The 17,554-nt window shown below is 59.4% G+C and carries 20 protein-coding genes; 18 read left to right on the top strand and 2 right to left on the bottom strand.

Going from position 1 to position 17,554, the window contains the following annotated elements:
* Positions 1-84: 84 nt before the first annotated feature.
* The 17 genes from NX84_RS01455 (at position 85) to NX84_RS01375 (ending at position 15,194) form a co-directional block, all read left to right on the top strand.
* On the top strand, positions 85-915 hold the full coding sequence (locus NX84_RS01455) for an FHA domain-containing protein (RefSeq protein ID WP_039673009.1): 831 nt from the start codon (positions 85-87) through the stop codon (positions 913-915).
* 30 nt (positions 916-945) lie between these two features.
* The gene (locus NX84_RS01450; protein WP_039673007.1) at positions 946-1,398 is read left to right on the top strand and encodes an FHA domain-containing protein FhaB/FipA; all 453 of its coding nucleotides are present in this window, start codon (positions 946-948) and stop codon (positions 1,396-1,398) included.
* Positions 1,395-2,759 carry a protein phosphatase 2C domain-containing protein gene (locus tag NX84_RS01445; protein ID WP_039673005.1) on the top strand — a complete coding sequence of 455 codons (1,365 nt, stop codon included), beginning with the start codon at positions 1,395-1,397 and terminating at the stop codon, positions 2,757-2,759. Before NX84_RS01450 ends, NX84_RS01445 begins: the two co-directional genes overlap by 4 nt.
* On the top strand, positions 2,760-4,112 hold the full coding sequence (locus tag NX84_RS01440; RefSeq protein ID WP_039673003.1) for an FtsW/RodA/SpoVE family cell cycle protein: 1,353 nt from the start codon (positions 2,760-2,762) through the stop codon (positions 4,110-4,112).
* Positions 4,109-5,539 carry a penicillin-binding transpeptidase domain-containing protein gene (locus NX84_RS01435; RefSeq protein ID WP_039673002.1) on the top strand — a complete coding sequence of 477 codons (1,431 nt, stop codon included), beginning with the start codon at positions 4,109-4,111 and terminating at the stop codon, positions 5,537-5,539. Before NX84_RS01440 ends, NX84_RS01435 begins: the two co-directional genes overlap by 4 nt.
* Positions 5,539-6,969: a serine/threonine-protein kinase gene (locus NX84_RS01430; protein ID WP_039672999.1), complete on the top strand. Its 1,431-nt coding sequence runs from the start codon at positions 5,539-5,541 to the stop codon at positions 6,967-6,969. Before NX84_RS01435 ends, NX84_RS01430 begins: the two co-directional genes overlap by 1 nt.
* Before the next feature lie 6 nt (positions 6,970-6,975).
* The gene (pknB, locus tag NX84_RS01425) at positions 6,976-8,916 is read left to right on the top strand and encodes a Stk1 family PASTA domain-containing Ser/Thr kinase (RefSeq protein WP_039672997.1); all 1,941 of its coding nucleotides are present in this window, start codon (positions 6,976-6,978) and stop codon (positions 8,914-8,916) included.
* Positions 8,917-8,979: 63 nt separating this feature from the next.
* Positions 8,980-9,255 (top strand): cell division protein CrgA, encoded by a 276-nt coding sequence (gene crgA, locus NX84_RS01420; RefSeq protein ID WP_039672995.1) that lies wholly within the window; start codon positions 8,980-8,982, stop codon positions 9,253-9,255.
* Between the two features lie 26 nt (positions 9,256-9,281).
* Positions 9,282-10,358 carry a sensor histidine kinase gene (locus NX84_RS01415; RefSeq protein WP_039672993.1) on the top strand — a complete coding sequence of 359 codons (1,077 nt, stop codon included), beginning with the start codon at positions 9,282-9,284 and terminating at the stop codon, positions 10,356-10,358.
* A gap of 46 nt (positions 10,359-10,404) precedes the next feature.
* Entirely contained in the window at positions 10,405-10,608 is a 204-nt protein-coding gene (locus NX84_RS01410; protein WP_039672990.1) for a hypothetical protein, read from the top strand.
* Between the two features lie 39 nt (positions 10,609-10,647).
* Entirely contained in the window at positions 10,648-11,301 is a 654-nt protein-coding gene (locus tag NX84_RS01405; RefSeq protein ID WP_039672988.1) for a response regulator, read from the top strand.
* A 51-nt stretch (positions 11,302-11,352) separates the two neighbouring features.
* A complete protein-coding gene (locus NX84_RS01400) occupies positions 11,353-11,598 on the top strand; it encodes a ribbon-helix-helix domain-containing protein (protein WP_039672986.1) in 246 nt (81 codons plus the stop codon).
* Positions 11,599-11,841, top strand: a complete 243-nt coding sequence (locus NX84_RS01395) for a hypothetical protein (protein ID WP_039672984.1) — start codon at positions 11,599-11,601, stop codon at positions 11,839-11,841.
* A gap of 84 nt (positions 11,842-11,925) precedes the next feature.
* The gene (locus NX84_RS01390; protein ID WP_039673277.1) at positions 11,926-12,585 is read left to right on the top strand and encodes an ABC transporter ATP-binding protein; all 660 of its coding nucleotides are present in this window, start codon (positions 11,926-11,928) and stop codon (positions 12,583-12,585) included.
* A 2-nt stretch (positions 12,586-12,587) separates the two neighbouring features.
* Positions 12,588-13,415, top strand: coding sequence for a hypothetical protein (locus tag NX84_RS01385; protein ID WP_039672982.1), 828 nt, complete (start codon positions 12,588-12,590; stop codon positions 13,413-13,415).
* Between the two features lie 10 nt (positions 13,416-13,425).
* On the top strand, positions 13,426-14,559 hold the full coding sequence (locus NX84_RS01380) for a histidine kinase (protein WP_169744694.1): 1,134 nt from the start codon (positions 13,426-13,428) through the stop codon (positions 14,557-14,559).
* The gene (locus tag NX84_RS01375; protein WP_039672978.1) at positions 14,556-15,194 is read left to right on the top strand and encodes a response regulator transcription factor; all 639 of its coding nucleotides are present in this window, start codon (positions 14,556-14,558) and stop codon (positions 15,192-15,194) included. The genes NX84_RS01380 and NX84_RS01375 overlap by 4 nt, the downstream gene beginning before the upstream one ends.
* Before the next feature lie 370 nt (positions 15,195-15,564).
* Here NX84_RS01375 and NX84_RS01370 read toward each other — a convergent pair whose 3' ends face one another.
* Both NX84_RS01370 and NX84_RS01365 read right to left on the bottom strand, forming a co-directional pair.
* The gene (locus tag NX84_RS01370) at positions 15,565-16,209 is read right to left on the bottom strand and encodes a rhomboid family intramembrane serine protease (RefSeq protein ID WP_039672976.1); all 645 of its coding nucleotides are present in this window, start codon (positions 16,207-16,209) and stop codon (positions 15,565-15,567) included.
* A gap of 73 nt (positions 16,210-16,282) precedes the next feature.
* A complete protein-coding gene (locus tag NX84_RS01365) occupies positions 16,283-16,813 on the bottom strand; it encodes a peptidylprolyl isomerase (RefSeq protein ID WP_039672975.1) in 531 nt (176 codons plus the stop codon).
* Between the two features lie 69 nt (positions 16,814-16,882).
* Between NX84_RS01365 and NX84_RS01360 the strand changes: the two genes are divergently transcribed.
* Entirely contained in the window at positions 16,883-17,521 is a 639-nt protein-coding gene (locus NX84_RS01360; RefSeq protein WP_039672973.1) for an HAD family hydrolase, read from the top strand.
* Positions 17,522-17,554 lie beyond the last annotated feature (33 nt).

Genomic DNA, 17,554 nt, shown 5'->3' with positions numbered 1-17,554 from the left:
TGATCGCTGCTATATCGCTGTATTCCACCATCGCAGTGAGATAGTTCCCTGGAATACTCTTGAAAGGAGGGCGGCACTTCCCCCATGGCATTGCTAGAAAAACTCGCCAAGCTGGATTCTTCCCTGCAACGCGGATTAGACAACGGCATGGCCTTTGTCTTTGGCGGCAAGGTCGTCCCCGCAGAGATTGAAGAGCTGCTCAAGCAGGAGGCGCAGGACAACCTGTCCCGCGGTGATGACGGCAAGCTGTACAGCCCCAACGTCATGACCGTTGGTGTGTCCTCCAAGGACATTGAGAATCTCTCCCAAAATCGGGATATTCCTACGGATCTATCTGATCAACTCACACGTTTTATTCGCAACAGTGGCTGGTCCCTCGCGGGGCCGGTCATCGTGCGGATTGCGGAGGAGTCGGGCCTGCGTACAGGCCAGCTGCGCGTGTCGTCCTTCCTGGACCACGAGCCCACAGAAGAAACCGGATTCGATGCGATTTTCCACCACGACCATGGTCAGGAGGACTCTATGACCCAGCCGCACAACGCCGATGAGGCCGCAACCACCGCTTTCATGGTGCCGAACCCGAATGAGCCGGCACCAACGCCACACGGCCCAGCGGTAACGCTCATGCTGCAGGATGGCTCCTCCCGCGTCTACCACGTGCGCGAAGGCTCCAATATCCTCGGCCGTAGCACTGACGCGGACCTGCGCCTGCCGGATACGGGTGTCTCCCGCCAGCATGCGGAGATCACGTGGAACGGTCAGGACGCGGTGCTCGTTGACCTGCAGTCCACCAACGGCACCACGGTCAATGACACCCCGATTGACAACTGGCTGCTGGCTGATGGTGACGTGATTACCCTCGGCCACTCCCATATCGAGGTCCGCATTACGGGCCTTGAGAACCAGAATTATTAAGCCCCACCCCATCTAAAGTAAGGACCGTCCATGGACTCGATCGTGCTGCTGTCGCTGCGCATCGGCCTGCTGGTGTTGCTGTGGCTGTTTATTCTGGTCGCGCTCAACGCTATGCGCCGTGACGCCAATAAGGCGGCCGGCGTGTACCAGGCATCGGCCCCGGTAAAGGGGTCGCAGAGGCGTCGAGAAGCGCCGCGTGAAATCGCCATCGTGGAGGGTCCCCTGCGCGGTTCCCACATGGAGCTGGGCACCCTCGAGGACTGTACGATGGGCCGCGCGCAGGACTGTGATTTTGTCACTGGTGATGATTTTTCCTCTGGCCACCACGCTCGTCTGTTCCGTCGGGGCAGCGAGTGGTTTGTGGAGGATTTGGAATCCCGCAACGGCACCTTCGTGGGTGGTGCCCGTATTGACCAGCCGGAACGCGTTGGCGTGGGTTCGGATATCAAACTTGGTCGGACGACCGTGAGGTTGATGGCATGACGTTGAGCCTGAAATTTACTGCAGTGACGGACCGCGGTTTGGTCCGCGACAATAACGAGGATTCCGCCCACGCGGGACCTCACCTGCTGGTGCTTGCCGACGGCATGGGTGGCCACGCCGCCGGCGAAGTCGCGTCCACGACGATGGTGGAGCACATGGCGCCCCTCGAGCGTGATCCGGGCGATAACGACATGCTGGCCCTGCTTGGCGCGGCGGCGGAAGATGCCAACGCGGCAATCCGTGACCATGTGGACGAGCACCCGGAAACCGAAGGTATGGGCACCACGCTGACTGCCATGATGTTCAATGGCTCTCAGTTCGGCGTGTGCCACGTGGGTGATTCCCGCGGCTACCGCCTGCGTGACGGCAAGCTTTCTCAGGTGACAAAAGATGACACCTACGTGCAGTCACTCGTGGATGAGGGCAAGCTCGACCCGGCAGATGTCTCGTCCCACCCGCAGAAGTCTCTGATCCTCAAGGCCTACACCGGCCGCCCGGTGGAGCCGACGCTCTTTACGCTGGATGCCCAGGTGGGCGACCGTATCCTGCTGTGCTCGGATGGACTATCGGATCCGGTGACGGCGTCGACCATCGAGCAGGCGCTAAACCAAGGTTCGGTGGATGAGGCCGCTATTATGCTGCGCGACCTCGCGTTGCGTTCGGGCGGTCCGGATAACGTCACCATCGTGGTGGCAGAAGTCGTGGACGCAGAGCTTGACGACGTCTCCCCCATCACCGTCGGCGCCATCCAAGGCGTCGTACCCGAGCCGACGCACCCGGATTCTTCAGCAAGCCGTGCGGCGAAGCTAATCTCGCCCCCAAAAGCACAAGCCGCTGAGGCACAACCCCGGGAGGTCACCGAGGATGAGCCGCAGCGGCCGCCGCGACGCAGCCGGGTAGGGTGGAAGGTTATCGCCTCCCTCGTCCTTATCTTGGTGATTGTGGTGAGCGGTGGGCTGTGGATGAAGAACCACGTGGCCAACAACTATTACGTGACTACGGATGAGGAGGAGGTCCTCACCATCCAACAAGGCGCGGATTTTGAGGTCTTTGGCCGCTCCCTGCACCACACCTATCAGCATGCGTGCTTGAACAATGACAATTCACTCAAGCTGAGCACCGGTGAGTGCACGGGCCAGTATGCGCCGTTTAGGCTCACAGATCTTCCCGAGTCAGAACGCGCAGCCGTGGGCAACCTGCCTGCAGGCTCCTATGACGAGGTGCAGACACAGCTAACGCGCCTGTCGGAGAAGGCCTTGAAGCCGTGCGCGGCCTCAGAAGACGCCGCGAAGGATAAGGACAAAGACGCCAAGAAGGATGCGGACAAGCCCTCACAGGGCAACTGCCGGGAGGTGAAGTAGGTGAGCAAGCTCTTTTCCCGTGGAACTGAGTTCGGCCTGCTCGTCTTCGCCACGGTAGTTTTTGCCATCACCTTGGTGAGCCTCGAGCTCTCCCAAGGCAACGTGCTGACCCTCGACGTGCTCTACCTCATCGGTGGCTTCATCGGCGTCTTCGCCGTAGCGCACCTCTTCCTGTGTTTCTTAGCGCCCTACGCGGACCAGATCATGCTGCCCATCGTCGCGGTGCTCAACGGCACGGGGCTTATCATGCTGCAGCGCCTTGACCTGGCCAGCGGCGGCGAGCTCGCGGTGCGGCAGGTGATGTGGACCGTCGTCGGTCTTATTCTCTTTGCGCTGGTACTTGTTCTTTTGCGGGATCACCGCTCGCTAACGCGCTATTCCTATATCTTGGGCGCGCTCGGCCTCATCCTTCTGGCGCTGCCGCTGGTGTGGCCGCAGCCGCCAGGAGTGGAAGCCCGCATTTGGTTGTGGCTTGGACCCTTTTCCATCCAGCCGGGCGAGTTCTCCAAGATCCTGTTGATCTTGTTCTTCGCCATGCTGCTTACCCAGAAACGCTCCCTGTTCACCGTGGCGGGCTTTAAGTTCTTGGGCCTGTCCCTGCCCCGCCTGCGTGACCTAGCCCCCATCCTGGTGATTTGGGGCATCGCCATTGTCATCATGGGCATCTCCAATGACTTCGGCCCGGCACTGCTGCTGTTTAGCACGGTGCTCGGCATGCTCTTCATGGCCACCAACCGCGTGAGCTGGCTCATCATTGGTGTCATCCTCGTGGGCATCGGCGGCTTCGGCATCTACCAGGTCTCGGACAAGATCCAGCAGCGTTTCTCCAATTTCATTGACCCGCTGGCCAACTATGACACCACCGGCTTCCAGCTCTCCCAGGCGCTGTTCGGCATGTCCTCGGGCGGCATTACCGGTACCGGTTTGGGCCAGGGCCATCCGGACATGGTGCCGGTGGCGCATTCGGACTTCATCCTGGCCGGTATCGGCGAGGAATTCGGTTTGGTAGGCCTGGCTGCGGTACTTGTCCTCTTCTCCATGCTCGTCTCCCGCGGTTTCCGCACCGCGCTGACCTGCCGTGATACCTATGGCAAGCTAGTGGCCTCGGGCTTGGCACTTACGCTCGCAGTCCAGGTCTTTGTCGTCACCGGCGGTATTTCCGCCCTGCTGCCCATGACGGGTCTGACCACGCCGTTCATGTCCGCCGGCGGCTCCTCGCTCATGGCCAACTACATGTTGCTGGCCGTGCTGCTGCGTATTTCCAACGCGGCTCGTCGCCCAGCGCGAGAGCTCACCTCGAATGCTCCGAGTGATACGTCCATGTTCCCCGCCATCCAGGAGGCCACCCGATGAATAGATCGATTCGCCTCGTCTCCCTGTTTGCCCTCCTTCTTACCGCAGTACTCCTCGTGAACCTCACGGTGGTGCAGGCGTTTTCGACGGATAAGTACGCCCATAACCCCAAGAACGTTCGCGGCTACCTGGAAATGCGCACTACCCCGCGCGGCCAGATCTTCGCCGGCGATACGGTCTTGGCGCAGTCCACCGCGGATGAGAACGGCAATTACTCGCGTTCCTACCCCACCGATTCCCCGGCCTTCGCTGATATCACCGGTTACCTCTCGGAGCGCTTCGGCGCCTCCCAGCTGGAGGCCTCGCAGAATGACATCCTCAACGGCAAGGATGATTCGCTGCTGGCGCACAACTGGCTCGATATGCTCTCCGGCAAGCCGCAGAAGGGTGCCAACGTGGAGGTCACCATCGACCCGGCGCTGCAGCAGGCAGCCTATGACCAGCTCGCCGGCCCCGGCTACAAAGGCGCGGCCGTAGCCATTCAGCCTTCCACGGGCAAAGTGCTGGCCATGGCGTCGAGCCCCAGCTTCAACGTCTCCGACCTCGTCGGGAGCAACGCGGCCGAAACGTGGGATCAGCTGCAGAATCAAGAGGGCAATCCGCTCATCAACCATGCCACGCAGGAGACCCTGCCGCCGGGTTCGATTTTTAAGATCATCACCACGGCTGCCGGCCTCAACAACGGTTTCAATCCGAATTCCACGCTGACCGGCGCGGCGTCCATCACGTTGCCGGATACGGTTACGGAGCTTACGAACTACGGCAACCAGGCCTGCGGCGGCGCGGACAGCGTCACGCTTCTGACCGCCTTTGCGCTCTCCTGCAACACGGCATTCGTGGAGATGTCCGAAGGTATCGGTGCCGATGAGCTGCGCAAATACGCCGAAGGCTTCGGCGTGGGTGAGAAGTACTCGCTTGGTGTGGAGACCTCCTCAGGTGCGCTGGGTGAGCTAAGCGACGGCGCGCAGGTCGCCCAATCGGCCATCGGTCAGCGCGACGTCACCATGTCCGCCCTTCAGGCCGCGGTCATGGCCGCCACCGTGGCGAATAAGGGCAAGCGCATGGAGCCCTACCTCATCAACCGCATTACCGATGCCCAGATGAATGAGCTGCGCACGACTCAACCACGTCAGGCCGCTGAGGCCATCGACGAAGACACCGCCCACACCTTGACGGACCTCATGTTCGCTTCTGAGCGCTCCACCTGGGGCTACGACGGCAACGGCTTTGCCTCCAAGACGGGTACCGCCGAGCACGGCGAGGGCCTGGCCCCGCACGTGTGGTACGTGGCCTTTGACCCGGAAAAGGACATTGCGGTCGGCGTCGTGGTCAAGGACGGCGGCAACCTAGGCGAAGGCGCTACTGGTGGACAGGTCTCCGGACCGATTGGGCGCGCCATCCTGCGCGCATACGGAGGTGAGCAGTAGTGAACAGCGCTGATAACAAAGAACACCTACAAGCACTCATCGGTGAGGACTACCAGCTGCAGTGGATCGTTGGCCACGGTGGTATGTCCACCGTGTGGCTGGCCGATGATGTCCGCAACGACCGCGAGGTAGCCATCAAGGTCCTGCGGCCGGAATTCTCCGATAACAACGAATTCCTCTCGCGCTTCCGCAATGAGGCCAAGGCGGCAGAGTCCATTGACTCCGAGAACGTCGTGGCCACCTACGACTACCGCGAGCTTGAGGACAACGGCCGCACCTTCTGTTTCATGGCCCTGGAGTATATCCGCGGTGAATCCTTGGCGGACCTGCTGGCCCGCGAAGGCGCACTCCCGGAAACGCTGGCGCTCGACGTCATGGAGCAGGCCTCCCACGGCCTGTCCGTCATCCACCACATGGGGCTCGTGCACCGCGATATTAAGCCGGGCAACCTCATGATTACCCAGAACGGGCAGGTCAAAATCACTGACTTTGGCATCGCCAAGGCAGCCGCCGCCGTGCCGCTGACCCGCACCGGCATGGTGGTCGGCACCGCTCAGTACGTCTCGCCGGAACAGGCCCAAGGTTACGAGGTCGGACCAGCTTCGGACGTGTACTCGCTTGGTGTGGTGGGCTATGAAATGCTTGCCGGCAATCGCCCCTTCAGCGGTGATTCCTCGGTATCGGTAGCGCTGGCGCATATTAGTCAGGCGCCGGAGCCCTTGTCGACGTCGATAAGCGCGCCCACGCGCGAATTGATCGGCCTTGCCCTGCGCAAGGACCCTAATACCCGCTTTGCCGACGGCAACGAGTTCACCAACGCCATCTCGGCCGTGCGCCAGGGCCAGCGCCCGCCGCAGCCGAAATCTGCCGCGCTCACTCCGCTCGCCGCCGAGCCCTCCCCCTCCGCATCGACGGAAATGTTGGCTAACATGGCCCAACCCACAACGGTGCGCCCGGCAACACAGCCGCCGGAAGCGGAACCGCCGGCGAAGAAAGGTGGCTTCGGCACCGGCTTGCTCATAGCTGTGGCCATCGCTGCGCTCGTGGGCATCGGCCTCGCGGGCTACAGGTTCTTCACCGAGAACTCCAGTGAACCTGCGCCCACCACCTCGGAGCAGCCGACGGAAATCATCGTCACCGAAACCGTCACGCCGGAGACCACGGAGGAGCCCACCACTGAGGCCCCGACGACCCGTGACACAGTGGAAACCACCACGGTGGAAGAAGAACCCCCAGCCCCCATTACCGTCACGACGACACATTCGATCATGCCGTCGCCCACCCAGGAGGTCACCCCGCACCAACCCACCGGCGAAGAACTCGTACCTGAGGGGACACAACCGCAGGTCAATGACGGACCAACCGCCACAGCCGAACTAGACTCACAGGACAACCCCACCGAAGAATCCGCGCTACAGGGAGGCCAGTAACCCACCATGGTCAGTGATCGGTACCACCTCCGCCAGTCCATCGGCACCGGCGGCATGTCTGAAGTCTACGAGGCCGAAGACACCGTCTTGGGACGCACCGTCGCCGTCAAAATGCTGCGCCCCGACATGGCGCGCGACGTCAACTTCCGTGAACGTTTCCGCCGCGAAGCCCAGAATTCCGGTAAGCTCAACCACCCCAATATCGTGGCCGTGTTCGACACCGGTGAGAAGGACGTCGACGGCATGATGGTGCCCTACATCGTCATGGAATACGTCCAAGGCCGCACGCTGCGCGATATCGTTCGTGAGGACGGGCCGTTGCCGGTGGGCGAAGCCGCGCGCGTCCTTAAACCCGTAGCAGATGCCCTGCAGTCCTCCCACGAAGCAGGCATTATTCACCGCGATATCAAGCCGGCGAACATCATGCTCACCAACACCGGCCAGGTGAAGGTCATGGACTTCGGCATCGCCCGGGCCCTCGATGATTCCACGTCCGCGATGACGCAGACTTCTGCGGTCATTGGCACCGCGCAGTATCTTTCCCCGGAACAAGCCCGCGGCAAGCCGGCCGACGCCCGCTCTGACGTCTACGCGCTCGGCTGCGTCATGTATGAAACGGTGACTGGCCGCACCCCGTTTGAAGGCGAGACTCCCTTCGCAGTGGCTTACCAGCACGTGCAGGAGGACCCGACCCCTCCCTCGGAGTTCATTGAAGAAGATCTGTCTGAGAAGCAGCGCCTTGGCCTCGATGCCGTGGTGCTCACTGCCATGGCTAAGCACCCAGCGGACCGGTACCAGTCCGCCTGGGAAATGGGCGATGACCTGGAGCGTTTGGCGGAAGGCCAGCTGCCCGAGGCAGCGCGCTCGCACGTCAACGATGAAGATCACCCCACCACGATGGTGGCCCCGGTGTCAGCGCAGCACCGTGCGCCGGTGGCGTCGACAAGGCCGAGCGAAGACGACGAGGGCGGCGGCGGCTTGAAGTGGCTCGCGGCCCTGCTCGCGGCGGCGCTTATCGCCATCGTCGGTTACTTTGCCTGGGACTTCTGGCAGAGCTCCCAGCAGGAAGCCCGCGAACGTGAACAGGCGCAGCACGAAGCCGCGCAACGCGCCAACATGGTCGTCGTGCCCAAGGTGAAGGACCGCCCACGCAACGAGGTCGTGGAGGAGCTGGAGAAGCTCGGTCTCTTCGTCACAGTCAATGAGGAGCCTAGTCCTGACGTTCCGCGCGGCAAGGCCATCCGTATCAACCCAGCGGAAGGCTCTGAGCTGCAGAAGAAGTCCTCGGTCACGCTGACCGTGTCCTCTGGTAAGGAGATTACTGAGGTCCCTGACCTCACCGGTATGACCGTGGAAGAGGCCACGCAGGCACTGGAGGAGGCTTCCCTGGAACTCAAGGAAGACATCGAGCAGGTCAACGATGATGCACCTACGGGCGAAATCATCTCGCAGAACCCGGCCGGCGGCTCGCAGCTGTCCAAGGGTTCAAAGGTCCACATCACGGTGTCCAAGGGCCAGAAGGATGTCAGCGTCCCGGACGTATCCGGCATGGACCGCGACCGCGCCGTGGAGATGCTCAGCTCCATGGACTTTGAGGTCAACGTGCATTCGGTGGATTCTGAGCTGCCGGAGAATCAAGTCATCAAGGTCTCCGAAAAGGGCCAAAAGCTCCCCAAGGGCAGCACGGTCACCGTTGAGGTCTCTAACGGCATGCTGATTCAGGCACCGGACCTGGTGCACTCCACTCAGGGTGAAGCCGAGTCCGCGCTGCGTGCGAAGGGCTGGTCCGGCACCCTTGAGGTGGGTGACCGCATTCCTACGTCTAACCCGATCGACAGCGACAAGATTGGGTGGGCATCCGTCAAGCGCGGCGATGCCATCCGCAAGGACGCCACCATCGACGTCCGCTTCTGGGAATTCGACCCGTCCGCGTTGATTCCGCAATAGCTCTTTTCGCCGTAGCTGCTAAGGTATCCCACAGATTAAAACCCCCTACCTAAAGGTGTAGAAATGCCAAAGTCCAAGATCACGACGGAGGGCTCCGCACTCCCACAGTCCTCCAGCTCTGCTACCAACCGCACCCCGGTCAAGATCAACTCTGAGGGCACCCCGAAGTGGTACATCGCCATCATGCTCAGCCTCATGCTCATTGGCCTGCTGTGGCTCGTGGTGAACTACCTGGCCGGCGAGTCCATCCCGTTCATGCAGGAGCTGGGTCCGTGGAACTACGGCATCGGCTTCGGCCTAGCCATCATCGGTCTGCTCATGACGATGGGTTGGCGTTAGTTTTTCACGCTTAAAACACGGAAGCGATGAACTCCTCGCGGTTCTATAGCGTCGCCGGTGTCGGCTGCATCATTTTAGTGATGCTCACCGTCACGGTGGACAAAAACTTCCTTACTCCCGGCGCACTCCTACTCGCAGGCCTCGGCGTCAGCGTGACGCCGCTGGCTATCCGACGTCCCTTCGTGGCGGCCTGCGGGTACGGTGCGCTTTTTGCGTTCGCCATGTGGTGCCCCGACTGGCGCTCTTTCCTATTCCTGGCGTGGAGCCCCGTCATTGTGGGCATTGTGGCGTTTCAGAAGCGCTGGTTGTGGGCAGTTCCCCTGGCGGTGGTGTACACGTACTTCATCACTACAGATCCGTCGAACAACTACCTCCCTGACTTCGATCCATTTAACCTTTCGCTTCCGCTTCTCTTATATGCGGTGGCCATCGGCATTGGCGCCGCACTGCGCAGAACCCGGGACCAGCGTCTTGCCTCCGAGCAGCGCGCCGCCGAGCAGCGCGAGGCTCTCATGACTGCCCTTCACGATTCGGTAGCTGCGACCTTGACCTCCGTGGTCATGCGCTCGGAGACCTTAGCGCTGACCCAAACGGATCCTTCCGCAGCTGACTCCGCGGAAGCTATCGCCGACGACGCCCGCCGGGCAATGGGTGAGGTGCGCGATCTTCTGCGTGTGATGAAGAATGAAAGCGTCACTCAAGGTATCAAGTCGGTCGAAGAAGACCTCGATACCATGGTGAGCTTCCTATCGAGCCACGGCTTCATATGCGAGACGGACATCAATCTGGGAAAGACGGGTCAGCTTGCTCTACCGCAGAAGCTCTCCCTCGTATTCTCTGAACTTGCCGTAAATATTCTCAAATATGCCCAACCCGAGTCACGCGTGAGCATCGAAGCCAACAGCACTTCTAAGAATATTGATGTGCACATCACGTCTTCGATCGCCGCACAGCAATCGCGTCAGTTCATGACGACCAGCCTAGGTTTGAGTGAGATCGCCCGCCGAGTGCGGAGGGTTCATGGCACATTCGGCAGCGGGAAAGAGGCTGATCAGTGGGTCACACGCCTATCGCTTCCTGCTGCCTGTCTGAGAAAAATATAGTAAAGTGGCCCGGTAATCACCGAACATTGAATATTAAAGGTAAAACATGCGCACTTCCCTCGCCGCGGCCGCTGCAGCACTGGCCCTTTTCTCCGCACCAGTAGCTGGTGCGTCTGAACCCACCGCAACCACCGAAAACACCACCGCTTCCGAATCCACCGGATTCACCTTCTACAGGTCGTATGGCGCCGAATTCGCCGACCACTTCCGTTGCTCCACCAGCCCGGAGCGCTGGTGGTGCGGAGGCTAAGACCACGCCCCACCTGTTCCTTTCGACCACATATCTCCCATGAGCATTCGGGTGTTCCTCGTCGACGATGACGAGCTCGTCCGGTCGACTTTCCGCCTCTACTTCCAGACCACCGACGACATCTCAGTGGTCGGTGAGGCCACCAATGGTGCAGATTGCTTGGCACAAATCGAGGATGTCGAGCCGGACCTCGTGCTGGCTGATATCCACATGCCGCAAATGGATGGCATCACCCTTCTGAAGCACCTTAATTCCGCGCCGAACCCGCCCACATTTTTGGCGGTGACCGCGTTCGACTCGGATGACACAATGCTCAAGATTCTGCGCGCGGGCGGTGCTGGCTACATCTTAAAGAACCAGCGCCCGCGCTCCATCATCGAGGCTGTTCGCTCGGCTGTAGAGGGCGGCACCGTCATTGCCCCGGCCGCCATGCACCGTTTGGTCGACTACATCGGCGAGCCCGCCACCCCACGCGATCCCGTCGCTGCCGCCATTGAGGGCCACGACCTCCATGAGGCGGAAATTGCCGTTCTCAAGCTGCTTCTCGCCGGCAACTCTAACTCAGAGATCGCCGCCGCCACCGGCTATTCCGAGTCCGCAGTGAAGAAGCACGTCTCTCGCCTCATCACCATCTTCGGCGCCAGCACGCGCCTGAACCTGGTGACGAAGATTCTGGGTGGCGCTGGCTCCTAGTCCGAATTTCACTCTAGCGACAGAACCCCTTTTCGTAATACGATTACGGTTATGAAGACTATCAATGGACAGCCGATCAGCGAAGAGCAAATTGATGAATGGGTAATGGAAGCCGAAAATGGTTATGACGTGGAGACCCTTCGCACTCGGGGGCGGAAACCCCGCGACAACCAAGCCGCAAAGATTGTCTCGATTCGCCTTTCGCCCAATGAAATTGCAGACCTGGATAAGTATGCTACAGCGCATGGATGGTCTAGGTCACAGGCAATCCGTGAAGCACTAAGAAGAGCCATTTAAATGGAGGTTCGCCGGAGCGCCACAAAACACGGCATCAAGCCGGAGGATTCCGTAACCGCAGCAACATCAACTTGTGTTTTTAAAGCGCCACTCGACGACGAGAACCCACAGCGAGAGCTTCGCCTCGGATTCGACGGCTCAATGAGATTACTTGAGCTCGTTGTTCTTATCTGGGACGACGGGACCGAGACCATCATTCATTCCATGAAGGCCCGCAAGCAGTACCGCGCTCTACTCGATTAACGGGCCTCTCCCCCAAATGGCGGAGGCAAAAGATTGCCTGCTTAGGCGATGTTTCTCATGCCCCTGATCAATATCGTCAGAGGTATGAACACCGTATTCACTGCTCGAGACATCACCGTCTCCTTCGCCGAACATGAGGTTGTCCACGGCGCGAACCTCACGGCATCGCCCGGACGGATCACCGCTTTGCTTGGTCCGAACGGCGCCGGCAAATCCACCACGCTCCGGGCTGCCCTCGGCTTGGTGAAAGCCACCGGAACGAAGCACATCAATGGCGCCATCGGGCTGCTCCTCGACGATGGCGGCCTCGTTACCAGTCTCACCGGGCGTCAGCATCTCCAAGCAATGGCGAGGCTATATGGCGTCGATAAGCATCGGGTACAAGAGATTTTAGAGCTGGTAGATATGTCGCACCGCTGCGACCGGCAGCTCAAAACTTACTCGTTAGGCATGAAGCGTCGTATAGCGCTAGCAGGAGCTCTGTTACAAGATCCCGACATCATCATCTTGGACGAGCCGTCCTCTGGTCTTGATCCTGACGGCATTCGCTGGTTAGGCGAAGTCTTGTGTGCGGAGGCTTCCCGTGGGAAGGCAATTATCATGGCAACCCATCATTTGGCTGAAGCAGCCGCAGTCGCCCACGACGTAGTCATCATTTCTCGTGGTCACACCACATTCACAGGCGTTCTAAGTGAAATCCCCGACCTTGAAGCCACCTACTTCGCCCACGCTACGAAGGGCTAGACATGAAATCCGAGTTTTATACCCTTCGCCACCTCCCGAACGTGCTGATTGTCGCCATACTCGCAGTTATGATGGCGGGCATCGGCGCTGTCCTGCAGTGGGCACTTCCGTTCCTTTTGAAAATTGACCCGCCACAAGTCGGTGACAGTCCTACGGGCCAACAAGTTCAGGCGCTGATCGACGGCTCCGATCCCACGACGTCCAGTTTCCAATTGGCCGCCCTCGACATCACAGGTTCTGGCCAGTCGACAGGCATTTCAATCTTCCTCATCGCCATTGTTGCACTCACAATCACCGCAGCTAGCTACCCATTTTCCAGCGGTGCAGTGGTGTGGAAGGTGGTTGGCGCTGGTTCGCGTATGAAATGGGTGCGTTCTTTGATCGCGGCTGTACTTAGTACCGTCCTCCTAGTGTGCGCGGGAGCCTGTGTTCTTAACTCACTGATCGCACTGGTTGCGGCTCCGATGAATGATGTTTCTCTGATTGCTTCTGCTTCTGATGTCGCCGTCATGTGGCTTCGAGGCAGCTTGGCGGTGCTACTACTAACCCTCGCAATCATCGGTGTCGTATTAGCCATACAGAAAATCGGTCCAGCCATCGGCGTTATTGTCGCAGTGTTAATGGCAGGAGTTATCCTGGGAACTATCGGCGTCATGGCTGGGTGGGAACCGTATCTTTACAGTTGGCTTCCTTCTTCTGCTGTGTCAATTGCTGGTGGACAGGGGCCAACGCAGACTATGAATCCATGGGTGGGTATTGCTGTACTTACCGGCTGGTCGGTTGTGAGTATGGGACTTGGGCTCACCCGCTTTCACCGGGCAAATCTTTAACATGGGCTACATGAATCGCCTTTCAGCCAGAGACATCGCTCTCGCTGTCATCGTTCTAGGCCTTGACCTCGTTGGGTTCCTGGTGGCTAGCTCGATGGAACCAACCCCCTTCAATACCGCATTGTCTCCAGCGCAGTACTGGTTGATTCTTGTTGCCATCATTGCCAAAGGCATCCTCCTACTGTGGCGCCGTAGATTCCCCTTAAGCGTGCTACTCGCGATTTCTTCTACTGAGCTCGTGTGGTCCCTCTACTGTCTCGTCACCGCAGACTACAGCCTCGGCTACAACGGCATCGCTGCTTCGGTGGCTGCGTTTTCGCTAGCGCTGCACACGAAGTCAAAAACCCGCGACACTATTACCCTCATTATCTCGGGTCTCATTGTCGGCATCCTCCGCGCCACTGTCATGCCACCGCTGGGAGAAATCGAGCCTCCACTTTTTACTCTGCTGACAGCCCTGGGCTGGATACTCCCCCTCATAGTGCTCTTTGCTATTGGACTCGCTGTCCGCAATAACCGTGAGCTCACCGCATCCCTTGCCCGTCAAGCAGAACTCGCTGAGGAAAACGCCATTGTCGAGGAGCGCGCCCGCATTGCGCGAGAGCTTCACGACACCACCGCCCATCACCTCTCAGCCATCGCCATCCAAGCTCAAGCCGCACAGGCATGCATCGATGTCAACCCCATCGCTGCCAAAGAACATCTCCAACACGTGACCTCGTCGACGACGAAGGCACTCCAGGATGTCCGCGCGACCGTTGGCAAGCTCTCGGTTTCCGATGCCGAAATACACCGCATCCCTCAGCCTACAAATTTACCTGCGCTAATTTCGGAAGTTCGCGCTCTGGGACAGGTAGTAACGTTTTCGGACACTTCCCACTTGTCGGAGGGCGAGTTGATTGCGGCTTATCGAATCACCCAAGAAGCTCTGACAAATGCCCGCAAACATGCAACAGGCGCGCCTGTTGATGTCATGCTGAGCGATGATGAACTGCGGATAATCACCCGCGGCACTTTCACACATAGCCCCACGGGCCGTGGCACCATCAGCATCCAAGAGCGCGCCCGAGCTGTCGGTGCAACCGCTTTCAATGAACCTACCGAAGATGGCTGGCTGGTGCTCATTACCTGGAGGAAGCCATGATTCGGGTCTTGTTAGTTGATGACCAACCTCTGATCAGACAGGGATTAAAGGCAATCTTCGAGGCCACCGGAGAGATCGAAGTTGTGGCTGAGGCAGCTTCTGGAAATGAGGCGATAGCGGCTGCAAGGGTACGCGACATTGACGTGGTGTGCCTCGATATCCGTATGCCTGACGGGGACGGTATCTACGCGACCACGGAGATTAACAAGCAAGACAATCCCCCAGCAGTCATCGTGATCACGACCTTTGACCTAGACGAATACGTCTTTGGCGCCCTCGAAGCCGGTGCCTGTGGCGTCATGCTGAAAGACTCCCCAATGACCGACCTCATTCAAGGCGTCAAACACGCGGCCTCAGGTGAAGGCATGGTCGACGCTGCGGTTACTAAAAGGGTGATTGCGGAATTTGGTCGGCGGAAAGCGCGGGCCACGGTAGATTCATCCCTACTCACGCCGCGCGAACTCGAGTGCGTACGGGCCCTGGGCAAAGGATTGACCAACATCGAAATCGGGCGCGAGCTGTATTTGGAGCCCTCGACGGTCAAGACTCATTTGTCATCTGCGATGGCCAAAGTGGGAGCTAGTTCGCGAGTACAGCTCGTGATCTGGGCCTTTCGCGCAGGAGTGGTGAGCTAACTAGGGTGCGATCTTTTTTCGATGAGCACCTTTGGGAATTCCACATAGACAACCGCTATTCGAAAGTACGCAATTCCAAACACCATCCCATAACCGTAGAGCTGTTAACACGGTGGGTACAAAGTTATCCACAGGGTGGGGATAACTCTGTGAAAATCGAATTTCACAACCCTTGTCCACAGCCTGTGGATAAGTGTTTTCACGCTCCTCACAGGGCGATTAAAAACTGCAATCGAACGCGATTTACCTGCTGATCTGGGCAAATCTTGGTGCACACGTTCGGTAAATTACAAAAATGTAGTTATCCACAGTGTGGATAACTTATGTGGAATTCTTTCGCACAAAGGTTTTGGTGGATAACACGCCCGAGTTATCCCCAAAGCCCAGCTCGCAGCGCCGCCAACACGGCTACCACGACAGCGATAAGCCATATCCCCAGCCAGCGCAGCCACGTGCGTTGGTGAAAGAGGAATGGTGCCAACAACAGTCCTGTGAGCAAACCGCCCAAGTGCCCCCACACGGAGACGTTCTCCGCCACGAAGCTGTAGATGACATTGGCCACCACGAGGACGATGGGTGCCCGCAGATCCAGACCGCGGCTGCGGTACACGCCGATCAGCAAGCCCATAAGCGCGAAGAGAGCGCCGGAAGCGCCCACCGTGGGCGTGCCGAAGTCCATCCACAGCACTGCAGCGGAAGAGCCCACAATGGAGATGAGATAGGCCGCCACATACAGCACGCTGCCGAGGGCGCGTTCTACTTCCCTGCCCACAAACAGCAGCATCACCATGTTGACCAGGAGGTGCCCGGCGTCCAGGTGCATAAAGCCCGCAGTGATGACAGTTGTGGGGTGCTCGGACACTTCAGGGCCCCACAGCGTCCAGTCTTGGGCCAAGATGCTGCGATAGTAAGGCGTAGAGAGGGACGAGCCTTGAATGGCCGTGGCCAGCCAGGCACCGATGCACAAGACCATGAGCACCAGGGTGGCCGGTGCTGATTTCAAATAGTTCTTCACACAAGCTCCTTATACGCACCAAGCCCGCCACCACATCTTGTGGCAGCGGGCTCGAGTGAAAAGTTAAGAACGCTTAGGCGATCTCGATGGACTCGATAACAACGTCCTCAGCCGGACGGTCCATGCGGTCGGTGGAGACCTTCGCAATCTTGGACACAACTTCCTGGGAGGCGGCATCGGTAACCTCACCGAAGATGGTGTGGTGGTTGTTCAGGTGCGGGGTCGGCGCCACGGTGATGAAGAACTGGGAGCCGTTGGTGCCTGGGCCGGCATTCGCCATGGCCAGCAGGAACGGACGGTCGAACTGCAGCTCCGGGTGGAACTCGTCCTGGAACTGGTAGCCGGGACCGCCACGACCGGTGCCGGTCGGGTCGCCGCCCTGGATCATGAACTGGTCAATGACGCGGTGGAAAATAGCGCCATCGTAGAACGGGCCGGACTGCTCGCCCTTTGCGTTCTGGGTGGTGTAGTCCTTCTCGCCCTTGGCCAGGCCGATGAAGTTCTCAACGGTTACCGGTGCGTGGTTACCGAACAGGTCGATAACAATGTCACCGTAGTTGGTGTGCATCGTTGCAGTTGCGGTCTTCTGAGTCATGCCTGCCATTGTATGGAAATTTCGCCCAGCGCGTCGTTCCGGCGCGACGCTGTCAGCGATCTGCGTAGGGTTACAAGCATGATCCGCGCCATTCTCTTCGATCTCGATGACACCCTCATGGACCACACCGCCGCGATGCATGCGGCGGTGGAGGACTGGCTTCCGGGCGGGCATCAAGAGCGTTTTGCCGAAATAGAAAGGAAGTGGTTCGCCGCGTACGAGCGTGGCGAAGTAAGCCACCAAGGCCAACGAGTGGAGCGTTGCCGCGAGTTTCTGGGCCGGCCAGAGATGACGGAGCAGGAGGCGCTCGCAGAATATGGCACGTACCTGGCTGCGTACGAGAAGCATTGGTGCGCGGTGGACGGCGCACAGGAGGTACTGAAGTACGTCCTGGATTTAGGTCTCACGGTCGGTGTGCTGACGAACGGGGCGCGAGATATGCAGGAGAGCAAACTACGCGCAGGCGGGCTCGACCTGCCTGGGATCGAGCTCTTCCCCACTGTGGAGATGACTAAGCCAAAGCCGCACCGAGAGGCCTATCTCGAAGCTTGTCGACGTTTGAATGTGGAGCCCAGCTCCACTCTCATGGTGGGAGATTCGCTCGCCAACGATGTGGTGGGCGCACGGGCGGCGGGGCTCACGGCGTTGCACTTCGATAGGAGTGGACACGGAGACATCGCCGCGCTCAGTGAGCTCACGGCGATGAACTTCGTTTAAACCTCTTCAGAGGTTTAAACCAGAGGATTTGAG

The organism is Corynebacterium minutissimum, from assembly GCF_000805675.1.
Lineage (GTDB): Bacteria > Actinomycetota > Actinomycetes > Mycobacteriales > Mycobacteriaceae > Corynebacterium > Corynebacterium minutissimum.
Note: the sequence above shows the minus strand (reverse complement) of the source record. Positions and strands in the feature narration are given on the sequence as shown.

Bases quoted from the DNA above. Each gene is read 5' to 3' on its own strand.
- NX84_RS01365 (WP_039672975.1), bottom strand. From the start codon at position 16,813: ATGGCAGGCATGACTCAGAAGACCGCAACTGCAACGATGCACACCAAC.
- NX84_RS01400 (WP_039672986.1), top strand. From the start codon at position 11,353: ATGAAGACTATCAATGGACAGCCGATCAGCGAAGAGCAAATTGATGAA.
- NX84_RS01375 (WP_039672978.1), top strand. From the start codon at position 14,556: ATGATTCGGGTCTTGTTAGTTGATGACCAACCTCTGATCAGACAGGGA.
- crgA (WP_039672995.1), top strand. From the start codon at position 8,980: ATGCCAAAGTCCAAGATCACGACGGAGGGCTCCGCACTCCCACAGTCC.
- NX84_RS01450 (WP_039673007.1), top strand. From the start codon at position 946: ATGGACTCGATCGTGCTGCTGTCGCTGCGCATCGGCCTGCTGGTGTTG.
- NX84_RS01410 (WP_039672990.1), top strand. From the start codon at position 10,405: ATGCGCACTTCCCTCGCCGCGGCCGCTGCAGCACTGGCCCTTTTCTCC.
- NX84_RS01390 (WP_039673277.1), top strand. From the start codon at position 11,926: ATGAACACCGTATTCACTGCTCGAGACATCACCGTCTCCTTCGCCGAA.
- NX84_RS01380 (WP_169744694.1), top strand. From the start codon at position 13,426: ATGAATCGCCTTTCAGCCAGAGACATCGCTCTCGCTGTCATCGTTCTA.
- NX84_RS01435 (WP_039673002.1), top strand. From the start codon at position 4,109: ATGAATAGATCGATTCGCCTCGTCTCCCTGTTTGCCCTCCTTCTTACC.
- NX84_RS01405 (WP_039672988.1), top strand. From the start codon at position 10,648: ATGAGCATTCGGGTGTTCCTCGTCGACGATGACGAGCTCGTCCGGTCG.
- NX84_RS01445 (WP_039673005.1), top strand. From the start codon at position 1,395: ATGACGTTGAGCCTGAAATTTACTGCAGTGACGGACCGCGGTTTGGTC.
- pknB (WP_039672997.1), top strand. From the start codon at position 6,976: ATGGTCAGTGATCGGTACCACCTCCGCCAGTCCATCGGCACCGGCGGC.
- NX84_RS01360 (WP_039672973.1), top strand. From the start codon at position 16,883: ATGATCCGCGCCATTCTCTTCGATCTCGATGACACCCTCATGGACCAC.
- NX84_RS01385 (WP_039672982.1), top strand. From the start codon at position 12,588: ATGAAATCCGAGTTTTATACCCTTCGCCACCTCCCGAACGTGCTGATT.
- NX84_RS01395 (WP_039672984.1), top strand. From the start codon at position 11,599: ATGGAGGTTCGCCGGAGCGCCACAAAACACGGCATCAAGCCGGAGGAT.
- NX84_RS01455 (WP_039673009.1), top strand. From the start codon at position 85: ATGGCATTGCTAGAAAAACTCGCCAAGCTGGATTCTTCCCTGCAACGC.
- NX84_RS01415 (WP_039672993.1), top strand. From the start codon at position 9,282: ATGAACTCCTCGCGGTTCTATAGCGTCGCCGGTGTCGGCTGCATCATT.